Raw genomic sequence first — 17,087 nt, 5'->3', positions numbered from 1 at the left:
TCTCCCTGGAGTACCGGCGGCTCTCGCACGGTGCCGTCCCCTGCCCCCGCGCCTCCACGGACTGAAACTCCAACGAGGGGAACGGCAAACGCGCCATACAAGGCGGCCGCCTCCCAAGCGGCCGCTGTTGCAAAGTTCGACGCTCAGTAGCCGCGCCGGGTCGGATAGTTCGAAGGACCCCGCCCGTATCCCCCGCCGTAGCCGCCACCGATGCCGATTCCGATGCTGACAGGCGGCACCACCCGCACCGGCGGCCCATAATATTCCCGCGGCGGCGGCGGCGGCGCGTAGACGACGACGTCATCGGGATCACGGCGGGACGGGCGGCTGGCGCGCTTCGGCGGATCCTCATCGCGTTTCCTGACCGGCTTCTCCTCGACGCGCTTGGGCGTTTCGGACTTGCGCGCCGGCGGCGTCTGCGAGCACGGACAGGTCGGCCCCGTGGTGGCATTCGCCGGCACCACCGGCGGAGTTGCGGGGACCACCGCGGGGATGGCTGCGTTGGCAGCCGCCACGACCGGCGTCACGACCGGACGGTTGCGCAGGCGCTCGATCAGCTTGCGCGCGGTCGCCGTCAGGTCGCTATCCGGATAGCGGTCGAGAAAGCCCTGATAGGACGCGACGGTGTTGATCAGCACGGCCTCGTTCCACGCGGCCATTCGATTGTGCAGGTCGAGCCATTGCCGCGCCTGCGGACCATAGGGCGCCGCAGTGTAGAGCGTGACGAACGCCTCATAGGCCTCGACACTGCCGTCGCCGACGATGAGCTCATTGGCGGCCTCGATCGGCTTGCCTTGCAGGCTGCGCTTCCATTCATCAACGCTGCGCTTGGCGATCACCGGCCGCGGCCCGGCATTGGCCGCGCTTGCATCGCTCGTGGCCACGAAGCGGAAATCCTCGGTGAGCGAGGAGGAATCCCACGGCGTCTGCCGCCCTTCGGTCGCCTTGTTGACGGCGACGCGCACCCGCTTGAACGCCTCCTCGATCGGCAGGCCGGGCTCGCGCGCCGCCTGCAGCAGCGCCGTGGTGTAGGGACTGTTGGCACCGCTGCCGTCCTCGGCCTCCGCGCCGGGCGAGGTCGAGTAGGACAGGAACGTGCCCGGCGCGCCGCTCTTGGTGTCGAGCAGCGCGAGGCCGCGGCCGGCGCTCTGGTTGATGCTCGGGAACGGGTTGTTGCGGCAGGCATCGAGCAGCAGGATGCGCATCCGGCTCGGCACCGCATTGAGCGTGTTAAGGAGATCGTTGAGACGCACCGCCTGCAGCGGAATGTCGGCCTCGCGGCGTGGATCGACATCGACGGGAACCAGATAGTTCTCGCCGTCGATCTGCAGGCCGTGGCCGGCATAGAACACCAAGGCCACCGTATCGGGCCCCTTGCTTGCGATCTTGGCGGCGAAATCCCCGACCTCGCGGTTCAGATCCCGCTGTGAGAGATCGGCGGCCGTCGTCACCTCGAAGCCCGACTCTCCCAGCATTTTCGCCATTGCATTGGCGTCGTTCGCCGGGTTCGGCAGCGGCGTCACCGACCGATAGGCGGATTGCCCGATCACCAGCGCCAGCCGGCTGCTCTCGGCCAAGGCTGGCGCCAGGCCGGCAAGCAGGCCGCCCGCAATCAATGCGGCCCTGAGAGCGTGGCGGAACATGGCGATCTCCAATCTGCTGCTGACGTGCCAGTTGGTCGGGCCGGTTCGCGACCCGGTTCATTGCGGAGAGTAAATGCCGCACGCCTGAACACGTCCTGCTCACCACTTCGGACCGTATCGGACACCGTTGCTGCACAGGATTCCCGCAGCCTTGCCGCGATCGCCGACTAGGTTGCGCGCCGCACGGCGGCGGGGCGAACATGCGGTTGACGGCAATATTGGCAGGGCTGCTCGCAGCTCTGCTTCTCTCGGGCTGCGCCGCGGACAGTCAGTCGCGCCTGCCCGCCTTCATGCGCGTGCGGGCATCCGAGCCGCCCCCGCCCGAAGCTGCTCCCGATGTCGGGCGTCTCGTCCGCAAGAACCTCGACATGATCTTCGTCGCCACGACGCAACCGCGCGATCTCGAGGCCACAGCCGCCCGGCGCACGGACCACGGCGATGCATGGACAGCCTGCGTGCGCGCGGAGATCATTTCGGTCACCGGCGCGCCGCTGCGGAGGCAGATCTACCGGCTGACGATCAAGCAGGATGAGATCATCGATCGCCGGCGCGCAGCCGCCGGGGACTGTGTTGCTGAAGATTACACAGCCGTACTATCAACAAAGTGATTCAACCCCTGGCTGATGACAACAGGCGCGATCGACCTGAACTGATCAGGTCCCCCGCGGGGCGGGAACCCGCTACCTTCCCGGTAGCAGAGCGTTAGCTATTAGCTAACGCAAGCGCGTAACCGAGGAGCGAACGACTGGCTCAAATTTAACGATTCTTGCGCAACATTGGTTTCAGCTAACGCCGGGAATGACCACTGGATCTGGTTCTTCATGCACGTTCACCTCGTCGGCGACGATTCGGCCAAGCTTGCTTTGCTGCGCGGTATGCTGGCCGAGCGCTGCTCTCTCACGACCGAACTGATCGGTGACGCCGACATCAAGGGCGCCGACATCGACGCGATCGTCGTGGCCGCGGACCTGCGCGATGTCGACAACATCACCGCCCTGAAGGAAATCTCCGACCGGCTTGCGCGTATTCCGCGCCGCATCTTCCTCACCAATCACAAATCGCGCCTCTCGACGGTGCAGGCCTACGCGCTCGGCGCCACGACTGTTCTGTCGGCTACGCCGAGCCGCAACCAGCTGCTCGGAAAGCTGCTCGATACGCGGCCTCATCAGCCGGCGAAGAGCGTCGCCACGGACGATCGGCAGGCCGCGTTCACTGGAGCATCCTGCATCGCCTCGATGTTCGCCGCCGTCCTGGGCGGCGCCGAGATCGACGTCGACGAGACGCGACGCGCCGGCAAGCGAATTGCCGAGTGCATCGCTGAGAACGGCCTGTCCGACTGGCTCGCCACCGTCCGCCGCCATCATGAAGGCACCTATCAGCACTGCCTGCTCGTCACCGGCATCACAGTCGATTTCGGCCTGAGCCTGGGCGTCCACAGTTCCGATCTCGAACGGCTCTACATGGCTGCGATGTTTCACGACATCGGCAAGGCCAAGATCCCCCTCGCCATCCTCGACAAGCCCGGCCGTCTCGATGTCGCGGAACGCGCGCTGGTCGAGACTCATCCGGCGGCGGGCTACGATGCGCTGAAGGGCAACGCGGCGATCACCGAGGAGGTGCTCAAGGCGGTTCGTCACCATCATGAATTCCTCGACGGCAGCGGCTATCCCGACGGGCTGATGGCCAACAGCATTCCGGATCTGACGCGTATCCTGACCATCTCCGACATCTTCTCGGCGCTGATCGAATATCGCAGCTACAAGCCGGTCATGGCCCGCGAAAAGGCCTACGAGATCCTCCAGAGCATGGAGGGCAAGCTCGAGAAGCCGTTGATCGGCGCCTTCCGCGATGTCGCGCTGATCCGCTGATCGCGCGTTGAGCCCGTGGTGAATGCGTCGTTAAGCCGGCCGCGCCAATTTGAGCCGATCGGCAAGGCCTATCTTGTGAGCTTTGCACTACCATTCGACCGGGTTGCGTGACCACAGCGCAGCAAGGGGACCGTCGAGACGTGGCCGAGATCATCGATCGTTCATTTGCACATCCGCCATCGATAGCTGGGGAGCAGCGACTCGCCGAAGCGGGCATGCCGCCTGCCAAGCGACTGGTCCCTCTGGACACCGTCCTGCCGCAAGCCTGGCAGGACCTGGCTGACCGCGCCGTGGAGCCGAACGGCTACTACCTGCCCGGTTGGGAGCGCGCGGTGAACGCCTCCGCACGCGGTCGCACCGGCAACTCGGCGCTGTGCGCCTGGAGCGACGAGCAGCCATCCCGGCTCGTCGGACTGATGCCGGTCACCTCGCTCTGGAAGGCCTGCAAGCTGCCGCTACCGGCGCTTGCCAGCGGTCATCCCTACGGCACGCTGTGCACGCCGCTGCTCGATGGCAATGATGCGGAACGGGCTGCGGCGGGTCTGGTCGACGCAGCCAGACAGACGCCCGCTCGTGCGCTCCTGCTGCGCGACATGTCGATCGCAGGTCCGGTGATGCAGGCCTTCGAAAACGTGCTCCGCCGCGACGGCCTGCGCCCGCGCCCGCTGCAATCCTATGAGCGCGCCTGCCTCGATGCCACCGGCGATGGCGAGGCGGTGCTGCACGACGCGCTCGGCGCCAAGAAGCTGAAGGAGCTGCGCCGCCTGCGCCATCGGCTCGCCGAGCATGGCGACGTCCGCTTCACGGTCGCCCGCTCGCCGCAAGAGGTTGCCGCCACACTCGAGACCTTCCTGGCGATCGAGGCCAGCGGCTGGAAAGGTCATCGCGGCACCGCGCTGATTCAGCACGATGGCGACGCGGCTTTCATCCGGCGCGCCGCACCGGAGCTTGCCGAGCACGGGGCCTGCGAGATCATCAGCCTAGCCGCAGGCGACGCCACGGTCGCCGCCGGCGTCGTGCTGCGCCACCAGGGCCGCGCCTTCTTCTTCAAGCTCGGCGTCGACGAGCGCTTCGCGAAATATTCGCCCGGCGTCCAACTCACTTTGGACCTGACGCGTCATCTCTGCAGCGATCCCTCGATCAGCTCTGCCGATTCCACCGCCGGTCCGGACCATCCCATGATCAATCCGATCTGGCGCGGCCGGCTCGCGATCGGCGACGTGCTGATGCCGCTGTATCCGCGCGATCCAATCGTCGAACTCATCCGGTCCGCGCTCATCGCGCGCCGCGAAGGCCTGGCGCTCGCGCGACGCGCGGTCCATCTGATCCGCGCCGCCAGCAACACGCGGACAGCTACTCCGCAGCGTCGGCGTTGACCTCCGCCGACACCTGGCGGATCGCGCGCGCCAGCATCTGCGGATCCTGCGCACCGGAGACGGCGTATTTCTGCGCGAACACGTAGGTCGGCACGCCGGAGATGCCCTTCTCGGCCGCCTCCTGCGCCTGCGCCGACACCCGCGCCACATCCTCATCGCTCGCCAGCATCGTGCGCACGACGGCCGGATCGAGCCCGCAATCCGCCGCGGCCTGCACCAGCACCTCCGTGTCCGTGAGATCGCCGCCGTCGCGGAAATACAATTCCATCAGCCGCTGCTTCATCTCGGGCGCCTTGCCGATCTGGCCGGCCCAGAGGATCAGGCGGTGGCAATCGGTCGTGTTGGGCTGGCGTGCGACCTTGTCAGGGCGATAGCTCAGCCCCTCCTCCTCCGCCGCCGCCACTACGCGGCCCGCGATGCCCTTGTAGGCCTCGACCGAACCGAACTTGGTCGTCAGATACTGCTCGCGGCTGATGCCTTCGCGCGGCACCCAGGGATTGAGGAAGAAGGGCCGGAAGTTCAGCTCGACCGGCACGTCCGGCACCAGCTTCAGCGCCTCCTCGATGCGATGCTTGCCGATGTAGCACCAGGGACAGACGACGTCGGAGACAACGTCGATGATCAGAGGCTTCAGGCTCATGCGCGTCGCTCCAGCTTCTCTTGAGCTTCCCTTGTCGTCCCGCCCAAGATAAGCCTGGGCCACGCCGGCACAAGCCGGAGTCACAGCGAGGTAACCATCTCCTTCAGCCTGACGGCGGTGAGGTCGTCGGCCGGGAAGAAGGTCTCCAGCGCCAGCTCCGACAGCGTGATGTCGACGGGCGTGCCGAACACCATCGTTGTCGAGAAGAAGCTGAGCACGTCGGTGCCGACGCGGAGCCGCAAGGGGATCGCGACGCTGTCGGCCGATAGCGGCGCCGAGCGGGCCGGGATCGGATAGGATTTCAGCTCCTCATAGAGCTTCAGCAGTTCGGCATCCGCCGTCGCCTCGCACTGCCGGTGCAGGCGCTCCAACAGATGTCCGCTCCATTCGGCGAGGTTCACGGTGCGCGTCGCCAGACCTTCCGGATGCAGCGCCACGCGCAGCACGTTGAGCGGCGGCGCCAGCAGCCGCTCCGGGACGCCCGTCAGCAGCGGCGCGATCATCCGGTTGGCCGCCACCAGGTTCCAGTGCCGGTCGACGGCCAATGCCGGGTTCGGCTCGTGCGCCTTGAGCACGAGCATCATCGCCTCTCGGGCCGGCTTCAGCGCCGGATCCTCCAGCGGTCGCTGCTGGAACGCCGGCGCGTAGCCCGCGGCGACCAGCAGCACGTTGCGTTCACGCAGGGGCACGTCCAACCGCTCCGCCAGTCTGAGGACCATGTCGCGCGACGGCGCGGCGCGGCCGGTCTCCACGAAGCTCAGATGCCGCGCCGAGATCTCGGCATCGAGCGCCAGATCGAGCTGCGACAGATGCCGGCGCTGCCGCCATTGCCGCAGATGCTCGCCGACATGAACGGATTTGGCGCGGTCGGCGCGCGCCGAAGCGAGCTGGGTCATCATGAGCGGAAGACCTATCACGCAGACGTCAGGGCCTCCATGACCTCACAGGTAATCGAAATGCCTCCCGCGGCCGGCCATCCTCCCCACCACAGGAGATGACCATGAGCAGGCAGCGCAGTCCCGAGACCTTCGGCTTCACCACAGTCGGCCGCTGGCTGGCGGACCTCGTGACAACGCTGCTGGCGCGCTCGCTCAACCTGCCGGAGCCGCTGCTGCACGCCACGGGCAGCCTCGTCGTCGCGCAGGTCACCGAGATCGAGACCCGGGCCGCACGCTCGCTGTGCCCGAGGCGCCTGCGCCGTCGTCTCCTCGCCTGGTTCCGTTGAACCGCCCTCAAACCGAAGGAGACCGACATGATCGCTTCGTCCACCCTGCTCCGCCGCGCCCTGATCGCCGACGCCGTGTTCAGCGGCGTCGCCGGACTTGCGCTGACCTTCGACGCGTCGCCGCTGGCGGCGCTCCTGCAACTGCCTGATGCGCTGCTGCGTGAGACCGGACTGTTCCTGATCGTCTATGCCGGCTTCGTCGGCTGGCTCGGCTCGCGCGCGCTGGCGCCGAAGCCGCTGATTCTGCTGGTCATCGCCGGCAATGCGGCCTGGACCGTCGGCAGCGTCGCGCTGCTGTTCTCCGGGCTGGTCACGCCGAACGTGCTGGGCGAGATCTTCGTCGCGGCCCAGGCGGTGGGGACCGGCGTGTTCGCCGAGCTGCAATATATGGGCTTGCGCCGGAGCACCGGCGCAGTGGCGGCCTGACAGCGATCGGTGGGGAGCGCCGGCCGTCGCGATCGAGCGGCCCGGCGCTCGCACCGCGCTTGATCTGACATCCCCGGCGATCGCATTCTCTGCCGCGTTGCAGACCGACAGGAGATCGCAGCGATGCCGCCTGATGTCAGCGGGACGGAAGGTTACGCGGCCGAGGCCGATAGCCTGTTCGTGCGCTACGAGAGCATCCCGTCGGAGCAGGCCCATGCCGCGGTGTTGCATCTGCTGCCGAAAGCGCCCGCTCGCGTGCTCGACATCGGCGCAGGCACAGGACGGGATGCGGCCTGGTTCGCGAGCCTCGGACATCGCGTGGTCGCGGTCGAGCCGACCGATGCGCTGCGCCTCCGCGCCATGCAGCTGCATGCGTCGCCTGCGATCACCTGGATCGACGACAGCCTTCCGGAGCTCGCAGTCCTGGCATCTCGCGATGAGCCGTTCGATCTGGTGATGATGACCGCCGTCTTCATGCATCTCGATGAGACGGAACGGCGGCGCGCGTTGCCCAACATCGCTGCGCGGGTCGCTCCCGGCGGCCTGCTGATCATGACATTGCGGCACGGGCCGGTGCCGCACGGCCGGCGGATGTTCGAGATCGATGCCGAGACGGTGATCGCGCCGGCGCGGCAGCTCGGGCTCAGCCTCGAACTCAACCGCCACGGCTCCTCGCTGACCTCCGAGAACCGCGCTGCAGGTGTGACCTGGACAACCCTTGCCTTCAGCAGGCCGAGCTGAGTGGCGCTGGACGCGAGCTGGCCGGATCAGGCCGCCTTGGCGCGGCTGGTCAGCGTCTTGACACGGCTCGAGCTGGCACGGCTGGACTTGACGGGGCTGGACTTGGTCTTGCCACGCTTGCCGGCCGTAGGCCCACGGCTCTTGGCCGCGGCGCGATCTGATTTCGCGCTGGTCTTGCTGGTCTTGGCCTTGGCGGGCTGCTTGCCCTTGGCGAGCTTGTCGGACGTCGTCTTGGCCTTCTTCGCGGCCTTGCGCTCGTCCTTGGCCTTCTGCTTGGCCCGCTCGGCGCGCGCTTCGACCTTCTTCTTGGCCCGCTTCTTCTCGCAGGCGGCGCATTTGCAGCCGATCGGCTTCAGATAGGCTTTGAAGTAGTCGGTGCCGTAGTCGTAGTTGATCTCCTCGCCCGGCTCGATGTTCTTGATGGCGCGGATGAAGATCTTCTTCTTGCGCGGCTTGACGTCGGATTCGGCGTTCGGCTTGCAGGAATGATTGATGTAGCGGGCGACGTTCTCGCGGATCGAGCCATCGATGGTCCAGCGGTTGTCGAGCTCGAACAGATATTTGTTCTCGATCGCGTCGTCCTCCGCCTTCTTCGAATCCAACAGCGGTCCGAAGTAGCGGATGATCTTGCTGCCCTTCTTGATCGGCTGGGTAGCGAACAGGCCGAGCCCCGTCTTGGAGCGGCCGATGCGATAGGGTTTGGTCTGCGGGATGACAGGCATGATCGATGAGAAGAGATGGACCTCGCGAGGCCGTCGTTCTAGGATAATTTCGTGGCGCTGTCAGGTGTTTCCCTGTCCGGTTTCGCGCCGTCCCCAGTTTGCAGCGCCTTGCACGCGACGAGTTCCGGCAATCACGGGCCCCCGCATGTCCGAATCCTTCAGTCATGGATCCTTCAGTCATGACGCGACGGTCCGAATCGGTGTGGCGCTCCTGCTCTGCTGGACGTGCCTCAATCCTGCTGGCGCAGAGCCCATCGCCAGCGCCTACACCTCCGCCGCCGAAAAAGACTGCCGCACGATCGGCAAGCCGGACAACGACAGCTCGACCCAGAGCTGCCCGGGCAAGGACGGCCTGATCGTGCTGGTCAACGAAGGCGATCTTCGTCAGACCGTCTCTGTCGGCCGCACCGTCGGCGCCGCCGCCAAGGAGCCTGCCGCGCAGACCTGGTTCGGCCCCTTCAACTCCGCAGGCAAGACCATCGAATGGCGCATGGCCGACGGCAAGCCGTTCGCGATCATCCAGCGCTGGCAGATCGCCGACAATGACGACCAGGGCAAGAAGGGGCCGAAGGACAAGCCGCTGCTGGTGGTGACGCGGTTGCCGCCGGGACCGGTGTGCCACGTCGCCTATGTCGATGCAGCCGCCAATCCGAACGCCAACGAGCTGGCGCGGCAGGCGGCCGATGAGAGCGCACGCGGCTTCGCCTGCGGCAAGGACAAGGTGAAGGTGATCGGCACCCGCGGCCGCGCCACCGATCTCGCCTTGCCCTAGCTCCTGCCGCGCGCACTGCTGTCCTTGATGCGATGGTAGCGCGCGAGCAGCCGCTCGCCCTTCGCGGCAATCTTTCGAGCGGCGGCGACCGTCCGCGGCACCGGCTCGCCCCAGGCATGGGCCGACAGCGCCAGCCGCGTCGGCTGTCCCTTGGCGTCGACCAGCGGCGGCAGCGGATCGCGGCCGTAGAAGCGTACTGCCCAGCTGCCTTTGCGCCGCATCTCCTGCGGGGTCATCTCCGAGACCTTCTTGGTGACGCCCGGCCTCAGATGCGCGCCGTCGCGCTCGGCGAACGCCCGGCGTCCCGCCGCGGTCAGGCCGCCGCGTGGATCCTTCTCGCGCTGGCGTCCCGCAGTCTTGCGCTGCTTCGCCTTGCGCGGTGTTGTGCGCTTGGCGGAGCGCTTCTTGGCCGATGATGCCGCGCGGGTCTTGCTGCGGGCCGTGTTGCTTGCGGCCTTCTTGGTTGTCGCCTTCTTTGTCTTGGCCTTCTGCGTCTTGGTCTTCGCAGCCGACCGCTTGCGGCCGCTCGTCTTCGTCTTGCCCGCCTTCTTGGCCGCAACGCTCATGTTGTCGACCAGATTGGGATAGGGCCGGCCGGCGCGGCGGGCGCGGGCCTTGGCGGTGGCCTTCTCGGCTGATGTCAGATGGGTGGAGGCCTTGCCGGCGCGCTTGCGCGGGTTGGCCTTGCTCCAGGGAGCGCGGGGAGATCGTGCCATGCGTGATCAACGCATGATCCCCCGCCCGGTTTCCGGTGCGACGACCTACGCGCCTGGCGGCAGCTTCGGCACGGTCGCCCGCAACATCGCATCGAGCAGCGAATCGGCCGTCGTGCCCGCGGGCGAGCGGCGCAGGATGTCGGTGAGCCGGCCGTCGAGCAGCAGCATCGTATAGCCATGGACCAGGGACCATGCGCGCGCGATCGCCGCAGCCTGATCGATCGACAGCTGCTCGCCGCCGGCCTGCCCCTCGCTGCGCGCCGCCACCGAGCCCGCCAGACCGGCGAACGAGGCCTCCGCCGCGTCGTGCAACGACGGCCGCGAATAGTCGAGCCGCTCGGTGCGGAACATCAGCCCGTACATGCCGGGATTGGCCTGCGCATAGGCCACATAGGCATGCGCCCGCGCCATCGCGCGCTCGATCGGCGTGCCCGGCTGCTCGCCCGCCGCCTTCATCGCCACGTTGAAGCGCGTAAAGCCGATCGCGGCGAGCTCGCTGACGAGGCCGGTGAGATCCTTGAAATGATGCGTCGGCGCGGCGTGCGACACGCCCGCCTCGCGCGCCACGGCACGCAAGGTGAGGCCAGCCAACCCATCGCGCTCCAGCACGCGTTCGGCGGCCTCCAGCAAGGCATCGCGCAGCGCGCCGTGATGATAAGGCGTCGCCGCTTCGCCTGCGGGCCTGCCTGCCGTGCGCGGCCGCGCTCTCACGCCCGATGCCGCGGCGCGCCGCGGCTGTGCGCGAACCTGTTCTGTCTTGGTCGTCATGAGCTTCCTTATACAGACAATTTTGACAGCGTAAAGATTCGACTTGACCGGCCCGCAACCGCCCGCTAGGTTTATCTTTACATCGTAAAGATAAACCGGAGGAACGGCCATGAGCGACGGCTCTGAGATCACGGCACGACAGACCCGCAACAACCTCGCGCCGATCCCGTTCGAATGCGACGCGCCGGTCCTGACGATCACCGGCGAGCTGCCGCGCGAGCTCAATGGCACGCTCTATCGCAACGGCCCCAATCCGCAGTTTGATTCGCCCGGCGCGCACTGGTTCGTCGGCGACGGTATGCTGCACGCCTTCCATCTCGAGAACGGCCGCGCCTCCTATCGCAATCGCTGGGTCCGCACGCCGAAATTCGAGGCCGAGCGCAAGGCCGGCCGCGCGCTGTTCGGCGGCTTCGGGCGCAAACTGCCCGACGCGCCTTCCGACGTCACAGATGGCGGCGTCGCCAACACCAACATCATTGCGCACGCGGGCAAGCTGCTCGCGCTCGAGGAGGCGCATCTGCCGACCGAGATCGAGCCGGTCACGCTCGCGACGACAGGCTATCAGGATTTCGGCGGGCGCCTGCGCGGCGCCTTCACCGCGCATCCGAAGACCGACCCGGTCACCGGCGAGCTCCTGTTCTTCGGCTACAACGCGGCAGGCCCGCTGACGCCGGCGCTGTCCTACGGCACGATCGACGCCGCCGGACAACTGACGCGCCTCACGCGCTTCGAGGCGCCCTATGCCAGCATGGTGCATGACTTCATCGTCACCGCCAACCACGTGTTGTTTCCAATCCTCCCGCTCACCGGCAGCATGCAGCGCGCGATGTCCGGCAAGCCGCCTTATGCCTGGGAGCCCGACAAGGGCGCCTATGTTGGTGTGATGAAGCGGAGCGGCGACATCAAGGACATCGTCTGGTTTCGCGGTGACGCTTGCTACGTCTTTCACATCATGAACGCCTGGGACGATGGCGGCCGCATCGTCGCCGACGTGATGCAGTTCGACGAGCCGCCGCTGTTTCCGCATCCCGATGGCCGCCCCACCGATCCGAACAAGTCGCGCGCGCGGCTGTGCCGTTGGAGCTTCGATCTCACTGAGAACAGCGACCGCTTTACGCAAACCTATCTGGACGACCTCACCGGCGAATTCCCGCGCATCGACGATCGCCGTGCCGGGCTCGTGAGCGGCCATGGCTGGTACGCCTGCGCCAATCCGCGTGGCCCGCTGTTCGGCGCCCTCTCCGGCCTCGCTCATGTCGACGGCGCCGGGACTCGCCGCGGCACCTATTGGCTGCCGGACGGCGACAGCCTGTCCGAGCCGGTGTTCGTGCCGCGCAGCCATGACGCCGCCGAGGCCGACGGCTGGCTGCTCACCGTGGTCTGGCGCGCCGGGACGAACACCTCCGACCTCGCGGTGTTCGAAGCCACCGACATCGGCGGCGGGCCCGTCGCGCTGGTGCATCTCGGCCACCGCGTGCCCGACGGCTTCCACGGCAACTGGGTCGGCGCGGCCTGATACGGCGCCGCGACGGCCATCTGCGCGAAACACCCGCCATCGCCGACCACATCGGAGACATCCATGCGACACGCCTTGATCGAGCTGTGCACCGACTTCCTCTCGGCCATCGTCTTCTTCGTGCTCTATCTCGCCACCGGCAGCGCGGCGCTGGGAAGCGCGCTCGCGATTGCGGTGGCGATCGGACAGCTCATCCACGCGCGGATGCAGGGCCGGCCGCTCAATTTCATGACCCAGGCCAGCCTTGCGCTGGTGGTCGTGCTTGGTGCGATCACGCTGATGACCGACGATCCGCGCTTCATGTTCGCCAAGCCCGCGATCGGCCATTTCGCGGTCGGGCTCATCATGCTTAAGCGCGGCTGGATGCTGCGCTATGTGCCGGCGATCGTGACCGACAACATTCCGGGCGCGGTCACCGTCGCCGGCTATGCCTGGGCCGCGCTGATGTTCGCCCTCGGCCTTGGCACGATCGCCGTCGCCCTGACCGGCGATCTGAAGCTGTGGGCGCTGTACATCTCGGTCGTGGCGGTCGGCGCCAAGATCGCAGCCTTCGCGATCCAGTTCGTCACCTTTCGTGTGCTCGTCCGACGTCGCATTCGCGCGGCCCGGATCGCCGCCGGTGGCCGCCCTGGGCTGCTCAGCATCCAGCTGCTCTAGGGATCGACCGCGATCATACCGCGCCGGAGCCTTTGACTTGGACCGGCCAAGGCAGAGCGCCGGGCGGGCGGTCGCCGGGCCGGCGTCCGAAATGTTTGTAACCAATTGAAACAAATTCAATATATCCCGCGCCTCACAACATTTTGACACCGTCAAGATTAGCTTGACCCGGCGCGCTCCGTCCCGTACATATCTTTCCATTGTAAAGATTGGCTCGGGAGGAGCCGCCGATGACGATCTTCCTCATCCTCGCGCCCTACGGCGTCTACGCTGCGCTGATGATGGTAGTCTCGGCCACGCTCAGCCTCGCGGTGGCGACCGCGCTGTGCCTCACAGTGGTGGCGCTGGACATCATCAAGGGCCGGTCGGTCAAGATTCTCGGGCTCGGCTCGGCGATCGTGTTCGCGGCCGTAGCAGCCTACCTCCAGCTCATCGAGCCCCACATGAGTGCCTCGGCGGTGCGGCTTGCGGTCGACTGCGGCATTTTCGCGCTGTCGCTCGGTTCGATGCTGCTGCGCAAGCCCTTCACGCTGCAATATGCGATCGAGGCCGTGCCCCCGGAGACCGCGGCCATTCCGGGCTTTCTGCGCGCCAATTACGTCATTACCGGCGCATGGACGGCGTCGGCGCTGCTGATGATCATCGGCAACCTGATGACGCTTTACGTGCCCGGCCTGCCCTATTGGACCGGTCTCGCCATTGCCTTGGCCGCCCGCAACAGTGCACTTTATTTCACGCGCTGGTATCCTGAGTATCGTAGAACGAAAGACATGGCCGCGCAGACTGCTGCCGCAATGTCCAGCCAGGATTCGTGACGGTTTGGCCTTGGATGGTTTGGCCTTGGACGGTTTGGCCCTAGGGAGACGTGCGTGAAAGACGTGTTTACGAAGCTGACGGCCGATTTCCTCTCTGCCGCCGTCTTCTTCATCCTCTACATCGCCACCGACGACGTCGTGCTGGCCACCTCGGCTGCGGTCGGTGTCGCCATCGTCCAGGTGGTGTGGGCCCGAATCAAGGGCCATAGCCTCGGCTTCATGGCCTATGCCAGCATCGCTCTGGTCGTGGTGCTCGGGAGCGTGACGCTGCTGACCAACGATCCCCGCTTCATGTTCGCCAAGCCCGCGATCGGCCACTTCGCCATCGGCGTGATCATGCTCAAGCGCGGCTGGATGCTGCGCTACGTTCCGCCCCTGGTGGCGGAGACGATTCCTGAATACGTCACGGGCGCCGGCTATGCCTGGGCGGCGCTGATGTTCGTCCTCGGCCTCGGCACGATCGGCGTGGCGATGACCGGCGACATCAAGCTCTGGGTCATCTACATGACGTTCACCGCGGCCGCGAAGGTCGCCGCTTTCGGCGTGCAGTTCATCGCCTTCCGCTTCATCATCGCCAGCCGCCTGCGCGCGGCGAGAGCTTGAGCAAAGGCTTGAGCAAAGGCTTGGGCAAGGGCCTGATCGCCGTATTGGGCTTATCATCGAAGATGCGCTATAGGGGCGCCCGAAGGCACCCTCGAAGGCTGCTTCGGGGCCCGGGATGGCAACGCCAGGAGAACGATCGATGGCAGTGGACGGCAACTGGAATCTGACCTTGAACACGCCGATGGGCGAGCGCAGCGCGACCTTGAGCCTGACAAGCTCCGGCTCGACGCTGACCGGCACCCAGGCCGCCGAGGGCGATTCCGCCGAGATCTTCGACGGCACCGTCAACGGCGACGACGTCGCCTGGAAGGTCTCGATCACCAGCCCGATGCCGCTGACCCTCGACTTCAAGGGCAAGGTCGCCGGCGACACCATCTCCGGCGAGATGGGCATCGGCTTCATGGGCAGCTTCCCGTTCACCGGCGCGCGCGGCTGATACTTTGTAGGTTGCAAAGGCACGCCCCTGTCGCCTGATCGAAGGCGAGACGGTATGCGCGCCGTGCCCACCATTCGCCCCGAATGCTCCGACACACGGTGAGCACGTGGCCGCCCTTTCGGGCGTCCGCTTTGCCCACCCTACGCTTCCGCGCTGCATCAATTTGCTCCGCTGTCGTCCCGGCCTCGAGCCGGGACCCATACCCCCAGGGAGCAGTGTGAGGCACGCTGGTCATCCGCTTTTCGTCCATCATGACCACCGCAGCGTATGGGTCCCGGCTCGGGGCCGGGACGACACCGCGTTTGATTGCGGCCGTCCCGCTTCACATCTCAAACAGCCCGGACACGCGTTCGCATTCCCGCGGCTGATGACGCCCAGGGTTCATGCATCGTCATGCCCCTCGAACATGCGAAGGGCGCAGGGAAGGCCAGGCGTCGGCTGACGCCTGCGGCCCGCCTGCTAAGAAAAATGCAGGCGGCAGGTACCACAGGTGCAGCCGAGAAACGCCCGGCCTTCCCTGCGCGATGGTCTCACGTTTATACGCAGTCGCCCTGGTGCGCCGGCGTGTTGGCCACCATGTCGCACGACGCGCTCCCGCGCGTCATGCTGGACACCAGCTTCGGGGTGTCAGGCCGCTGCGACTTCACGTCCGCGCCAAGCCGTTCGTCCGCGCATCCCCTTCAGGACACGCTGCGGCTCCTCGCAGCCATCGCTCCCCGCCCCGCGTGTCGTGACGATCGCGCGCAACGCCCCTTCGCAAGTGGAGCGGGATGGCGGGAGAAAACCATGAATTCCGAAAAATAGCAATAGAATTATCTTTAACGGAATAACAAAGACGACCCCGCCCCTGCCCCACGCGGCCGCGCGTGACGCGACACTCGTTCCGCCGTCATTCCGGGCTCGGCGCGCTGCGCGCGTCGTCCCGGAATGACGGCGGAGTTTGGCGCGGCCGTCAGGGCTAAACACAACGTCTGGCCAGCATGCCGCGCTCAGAACCAGATCTGCATCGGCACACCATGGGCGTCGCGGAGAGGATCGCCCTCGGGGACGCAGCCGACAGGTACACGGGCGGCAAGCGCGACGGCGCAGGCGTCGAGGACGTCGTCGGGTTTGGCGCCGGTGCCGCGACGCGCGATGCCAATCCAGTCATGGATCTCGGTGACCCCCGCGGCAACCAACAGCTCGCGTCGCAAACTGGCCCCCTGCTCCGTCTTCTTCGACGGCAACGGCGCGCCGTGGAGACGCAGGAATACAAGCTCGGGATGAACCTCGCGGATGTCGAGCCCGCGATGCGCGCGGACGAAGGCATCGACCTCCATGATCTTGCGGCCGAGATGCCAGAGCTGGCGCGAGGCGCGCTTTTGTCCGCGCCGCGTGGCCTCTTCATTGGCAAGGTCGGGGTCGGTGTAGTCCTCCCACAGCCAGCGGCGCGCACCGGTGAACACGCGGGAGCGATGCGGCGCGAGCCTGTCGCGCGCGAGCTGGTCGCAGGCGCGGGTGCCGTCGTCGGTCATGCCGATGGGAATGTCGATGGCGGCGCGGGTGAAGGGAGACGCGAGGGCGGTGGAGATGTCGGCGGAAAAGCTGATTGCGCGGCGGTCCCCGTCAATGGAGACCACGACCCAGCCGTTGCGGAATCCATCAAGCCCGAGAAACATCTCGTCAGGACACTGTGACTTTCCGGCTCAGGTGGGGCGTCGCGGCACGATCCCGATCGGATTGAAGGTATAGACGGGCTCATCGTGCTGATTGTAGGCGGTCCATTTGATCCGCACGATCCCTTGCGGCTTGGTCTGCGAAGGAATGAGATCGACAACCTCGCCCTCAAGACGAAGCGTGTCGCCGGGCCGCACCGGCTTCATCCAGCGCAGTTCGTCGACGCCTGCGCCCAACAGCGGATGCGGGCCGAAAGGACGCGTCTCCGCCGCGAGCCGCATCGCGATCGCGGCGGTGTGCCATCCGGAGGCGGCGAGTCCCTTGAAGATCGTCTTCTCCGCAGCCGCCTCGTCGAGGTGAAACGGCTGAGGATCGAACTCGGCGGCGAAGCGCTTGATGTCCTCGCGCGACACCGTCGTCTCGCCGCTCTTGAACGTCATCCCGATCTTGAGGTCATCGAACCACTCGACCATGCGGCTCCTCGAATCCGTGGCGATCCCATTCGGC

At 66.6% G+C, this 17,087-nt stretch carries 20 protein-coding genes; 12 read left to right on the top strand and 8 right to left on the bottom strand.

Translation table 11 applies throughout. The features are described from left to right. Positions 1-143: 143 nt before the first annotated feature. Positions 144-1,643, bottom strand: a complete 1,500-nt coding sequence (locus tag NLR35_RS24295) for a caspase family protein (RefSeq protein WP_257169060.1) — start codon at positions 1,641-1,643, stop codon at positions 144-146. Positions 1,644-1,843: 200 nt separating this feature from the next. On the opposite strand from NLR35_RS24295, the gene NLR35_RS24290 reads away from it, so the two are divergent. From NLR35_RS24290 to NLR35_RS24280, 3 genes are all read left to right on the top strand, one after another. Next, a complete protein-coding gene (locus NLR35_RS24290) occupies positions 1,844-2,251 on the top strand; it encodes a hypothetical protein (protein ID WP_257169059.1) in 408 nt (135 codons plus the stop codon). Positions 2,252-2,464: 213 nt separating this feature from the next. Continuing rightward, entirely contained in the window at positions 2,465-3,511 is a 1,047-nt protein-coding gene (locus NLR35_RS24285; RefSeq protein WP_257169058.1) for an HD-GYP domain-containing protein, read from the top strand. A 215-nt stretch (positions 3,512-3,726) separates the two neighbouring features. Beyond that, the gene (locus tag NLR35_RS24280) at positions 3,727-4,887 is read left to right on the top strand and encodes a GNAT family N-acetyltransferase (protein ID WP_257169057.1); all 1,161 of its coding nucleotides are present in this window, start codon (positions 3,727-3,729) and stop codon (positions 4,885-4,887) included. Here the strand turns inward: NLR35_RS24280 and NLR35_RS24275 are convergent. After that, entirely contained in the window at positions 4,865-5,527 is a 663-nt protein-coding gene (locus NLR35_RS24275; RefSeq protein ID WP_257169056.1) for a DsbA family oxidoreductase, read from the bottom strand. The two genes, NLR35_RS24280 and NLR35_RS24275, sit on opposite strands and share 23 nt — an antisense overlap. An 80-nt stretch (positions 5,528-5,607) precedes the next feature. After that, positions 5,608-6,423, bottom strand: a complete 816-nt coding sequence (locus NLR35_RS24270; RefSeq protein WP_257169184.1) for a helix-turn-helix domain-containing protein — start codon at positions 6,421-6,423, stop codon at positions 5,608-5,610. A 104-nt stretch (positions 6,424-6,527) separates the two neighbouring features. Between NLR35_RS24270 and NLR35_RS24265 the strand changes: the two genes are divergently transcribed. The 3 genes from NLR35_RS24265 (at position 6,528) to NLR35_RS24255 (ending at position 7,919) form a co-directional block, all read left to right on the top strand. Next, entirely contained in the window at positions 6,528-6,752 is a 225-nt protein-coding gene (locus NLR35_RS24265) for a hypothetical protein (protein WP_257169055.1), read from the top strand. Between the two features lie 27 nt (positions 6,753-6,779). Then, a complete protein-coding gene (locus NLR35_RS24260) occupies positions 6,780-7,178 on the top strand; it encodes a hypothetical protein (RefSeq protein WP_257169054.1) in 399 nt (132 codons plus the stop codon). Between the two features lie 123 nt (positions 7,179-7,301). Further along, positions 7,302-7,919 (top strand): bifunctional 2-polyprenyl-6-hydroxyphenol methylase/3-demethylubiquinol 3-O-methyltransferase UbiG, encoded by a 618-nt coding sequence (locus tag NLR35_RS24255; RefSeq protein WP_257169053.1) that lies wholly within the window; start codon positions 7,302-7,304, stop codon positions 7,917-7,919. Positions 7,920-7,945: 26 nt separating this feature from the next. Here the strand turns inward: NLR35_RS24255 and NLR35_RS24250 are convergent, their stop codons facing one another. Next, a complete protein-coding gene (locus tag NLR35_RS24250; RefSeq protein WP_257169052.1) occupies positions 7,946-8,641 on the bottom strand; it encodes an SET domain-containing protein-lysine N-methyltransferase in 696 nt (231 codons plus the stop codon). A gap of 145 nt (positions 8,642-8,786) precedes the next feature. On the opposite strand from NLR35_RS24250, the gene NLR35_RS24245 reads away from it, so the two are divergent. Then, positions 8,787-9,413: a hypothetical protein gene (locus tag NLR35_RS24245; RefSeq protein WP_257169051.1), complete on the top strand. Its 627-nt coding sequence runs from the start codon at positions 8,787-8,789 to the stop codon at positions 9,411-9,413. Here the strand turns inward: NLR35_RS24245 and NLR35_RS24240 are convergent. After that, positions 9,410-10,129: a DUF6321 domain-containing protein gene (locus NLR35_RS24240; protein ID WP_257169050.1), complete on the bottom strand. Its 720-nt coding sequence runs from the start codon at positions 10,127-10,129 to the stop codon at positions 9,410-9,412. The two genes, NLR35_RS24245 and NLR35_RS24240, sit on opposite strands and share 4 nt — an antisense overlap. Positions 10,130-10,174: 45 nt before the next feature. Further along, the gene (locus NLR35_RS24235) at positions 10,175-10,897 is read right to left on the bottom strand and encodes a TetR/AcrR family transcriptional regulator (RefSeq protein WP_257169183.1); all 723 of its coding nucleotides are present in this window, start codon (positions 10,895-10,897) and stop codon (positions 10,175-10,177) included. A 109-nt stretch (positions 10,898-11,006) separates the two neighbouring features. Here NLR35_RS24235 and NLR35_RS24230 point away from each other — a divergent pair, with 109 nt between their 5' ends. From NLR35_RS24230 to NLR35_RS24210, 5 genes are all read left to right on the top strand, one after another. Continuing rightward, the gene (locus tag NLR35_RS24230) at positions 11,007-12,413 is read left to right on the top strand and encodes a carotenoid oxygenase family protein (protein ID WP_257169049.1); all 1,407 of its coding nucleotides are present in this window, start codon (positions 11,007-11,009) and stop codon (positions 12,411-12,413) included. 63 nt (positions 12,414-12,476) lie between these two features. Beyond that, positions 12,477-13,070 (top strand): septation protein IspZ, encoded by a 594-nt coding sequence (locus NLR35_RS24225; RefSeq protein WP_257169048.1) that lies wholly within the window; start codon positions 12,477-12,479, stop codon positions 13,068-13,070. 230 nt (positions 13,071-13,300) lie between these two features. After that, entirely contained in the window at positions 13,301-13,885 is a 585-nt protein-coding gene (locus NLR35_RS24220) for a hypothetical protein (RefSeq protein WP_257169047.1), read from the top strand. Positions 13,886-13,939: 54 nt separating this feature from the next. Beyond that, positions 13,940-14,488: a septation protein IspZ gene (locus tag NLR35_RS24215; protein ID WP_257169046.1), complete on the top strand. Its 549-nt coding sequence runs from the start codon at positions 13,940-13,942 to the stop codon at positions 14,486-14,488. A gap of 139 nt (positions 14,489-14,627) precedes the next feature. After that, positions 14,628-14,924 carry a hypothetical protein gene (locus tag NLR35_RS24210; protein ID WP_012028651.1) on the top strand — a complete coding sequence of 99 codons (297 nt, stop codon included), beginning with the start codon at positions 14,628-14,630 and terminating at the stop codon, positions 14,922-14,924. Between the two features lie 989 nt (positions 14,925-15,913). Here the strand turns inward: NLR35_RS24210 and NLR35_RS24205 are convergent. Together NLR35_RS24205 and NLR35_RS24200 are read right to left on the bottom strand one after the other, a co-directional pair. After that, a complete protein-coding gene (locus tag NLR35_RS24205) occupies positions 15,914-16,582 on the bottom strand; it encodes a DUF429 domain-containing protein (protein WP_257169045.1) in 669 nt (222 codons plus the stop codon). A gap of 27 nt (positions 16,583-16,609) precedes the next feature. After that, a complete protein-coding gene (locus tag NLR35_RS24200; protein WP_257169044.1) occupies positions 16,610-17,053 on the bottom strand; it encodes a MaoC family dehydratase in 444 nt (147 codons plus the stop codon). Positions 17,054-17,087: the final 34 nt, after the last annotated feature.

The sequence above is a fragment of the Bradyrhizobium sp. SRS-191 genome (genome assembly GCF_024586915.1).
Classification (GTDB): domain Bacteria; phylum Pseudomonadota; class Alphaproteobacteria; order Rhizobiales; family Xanthobacteraceae; genus Bradyrhizobium.
This window is presented reverse-complemented; position numbering and strand designations above follow the sequence as displayed.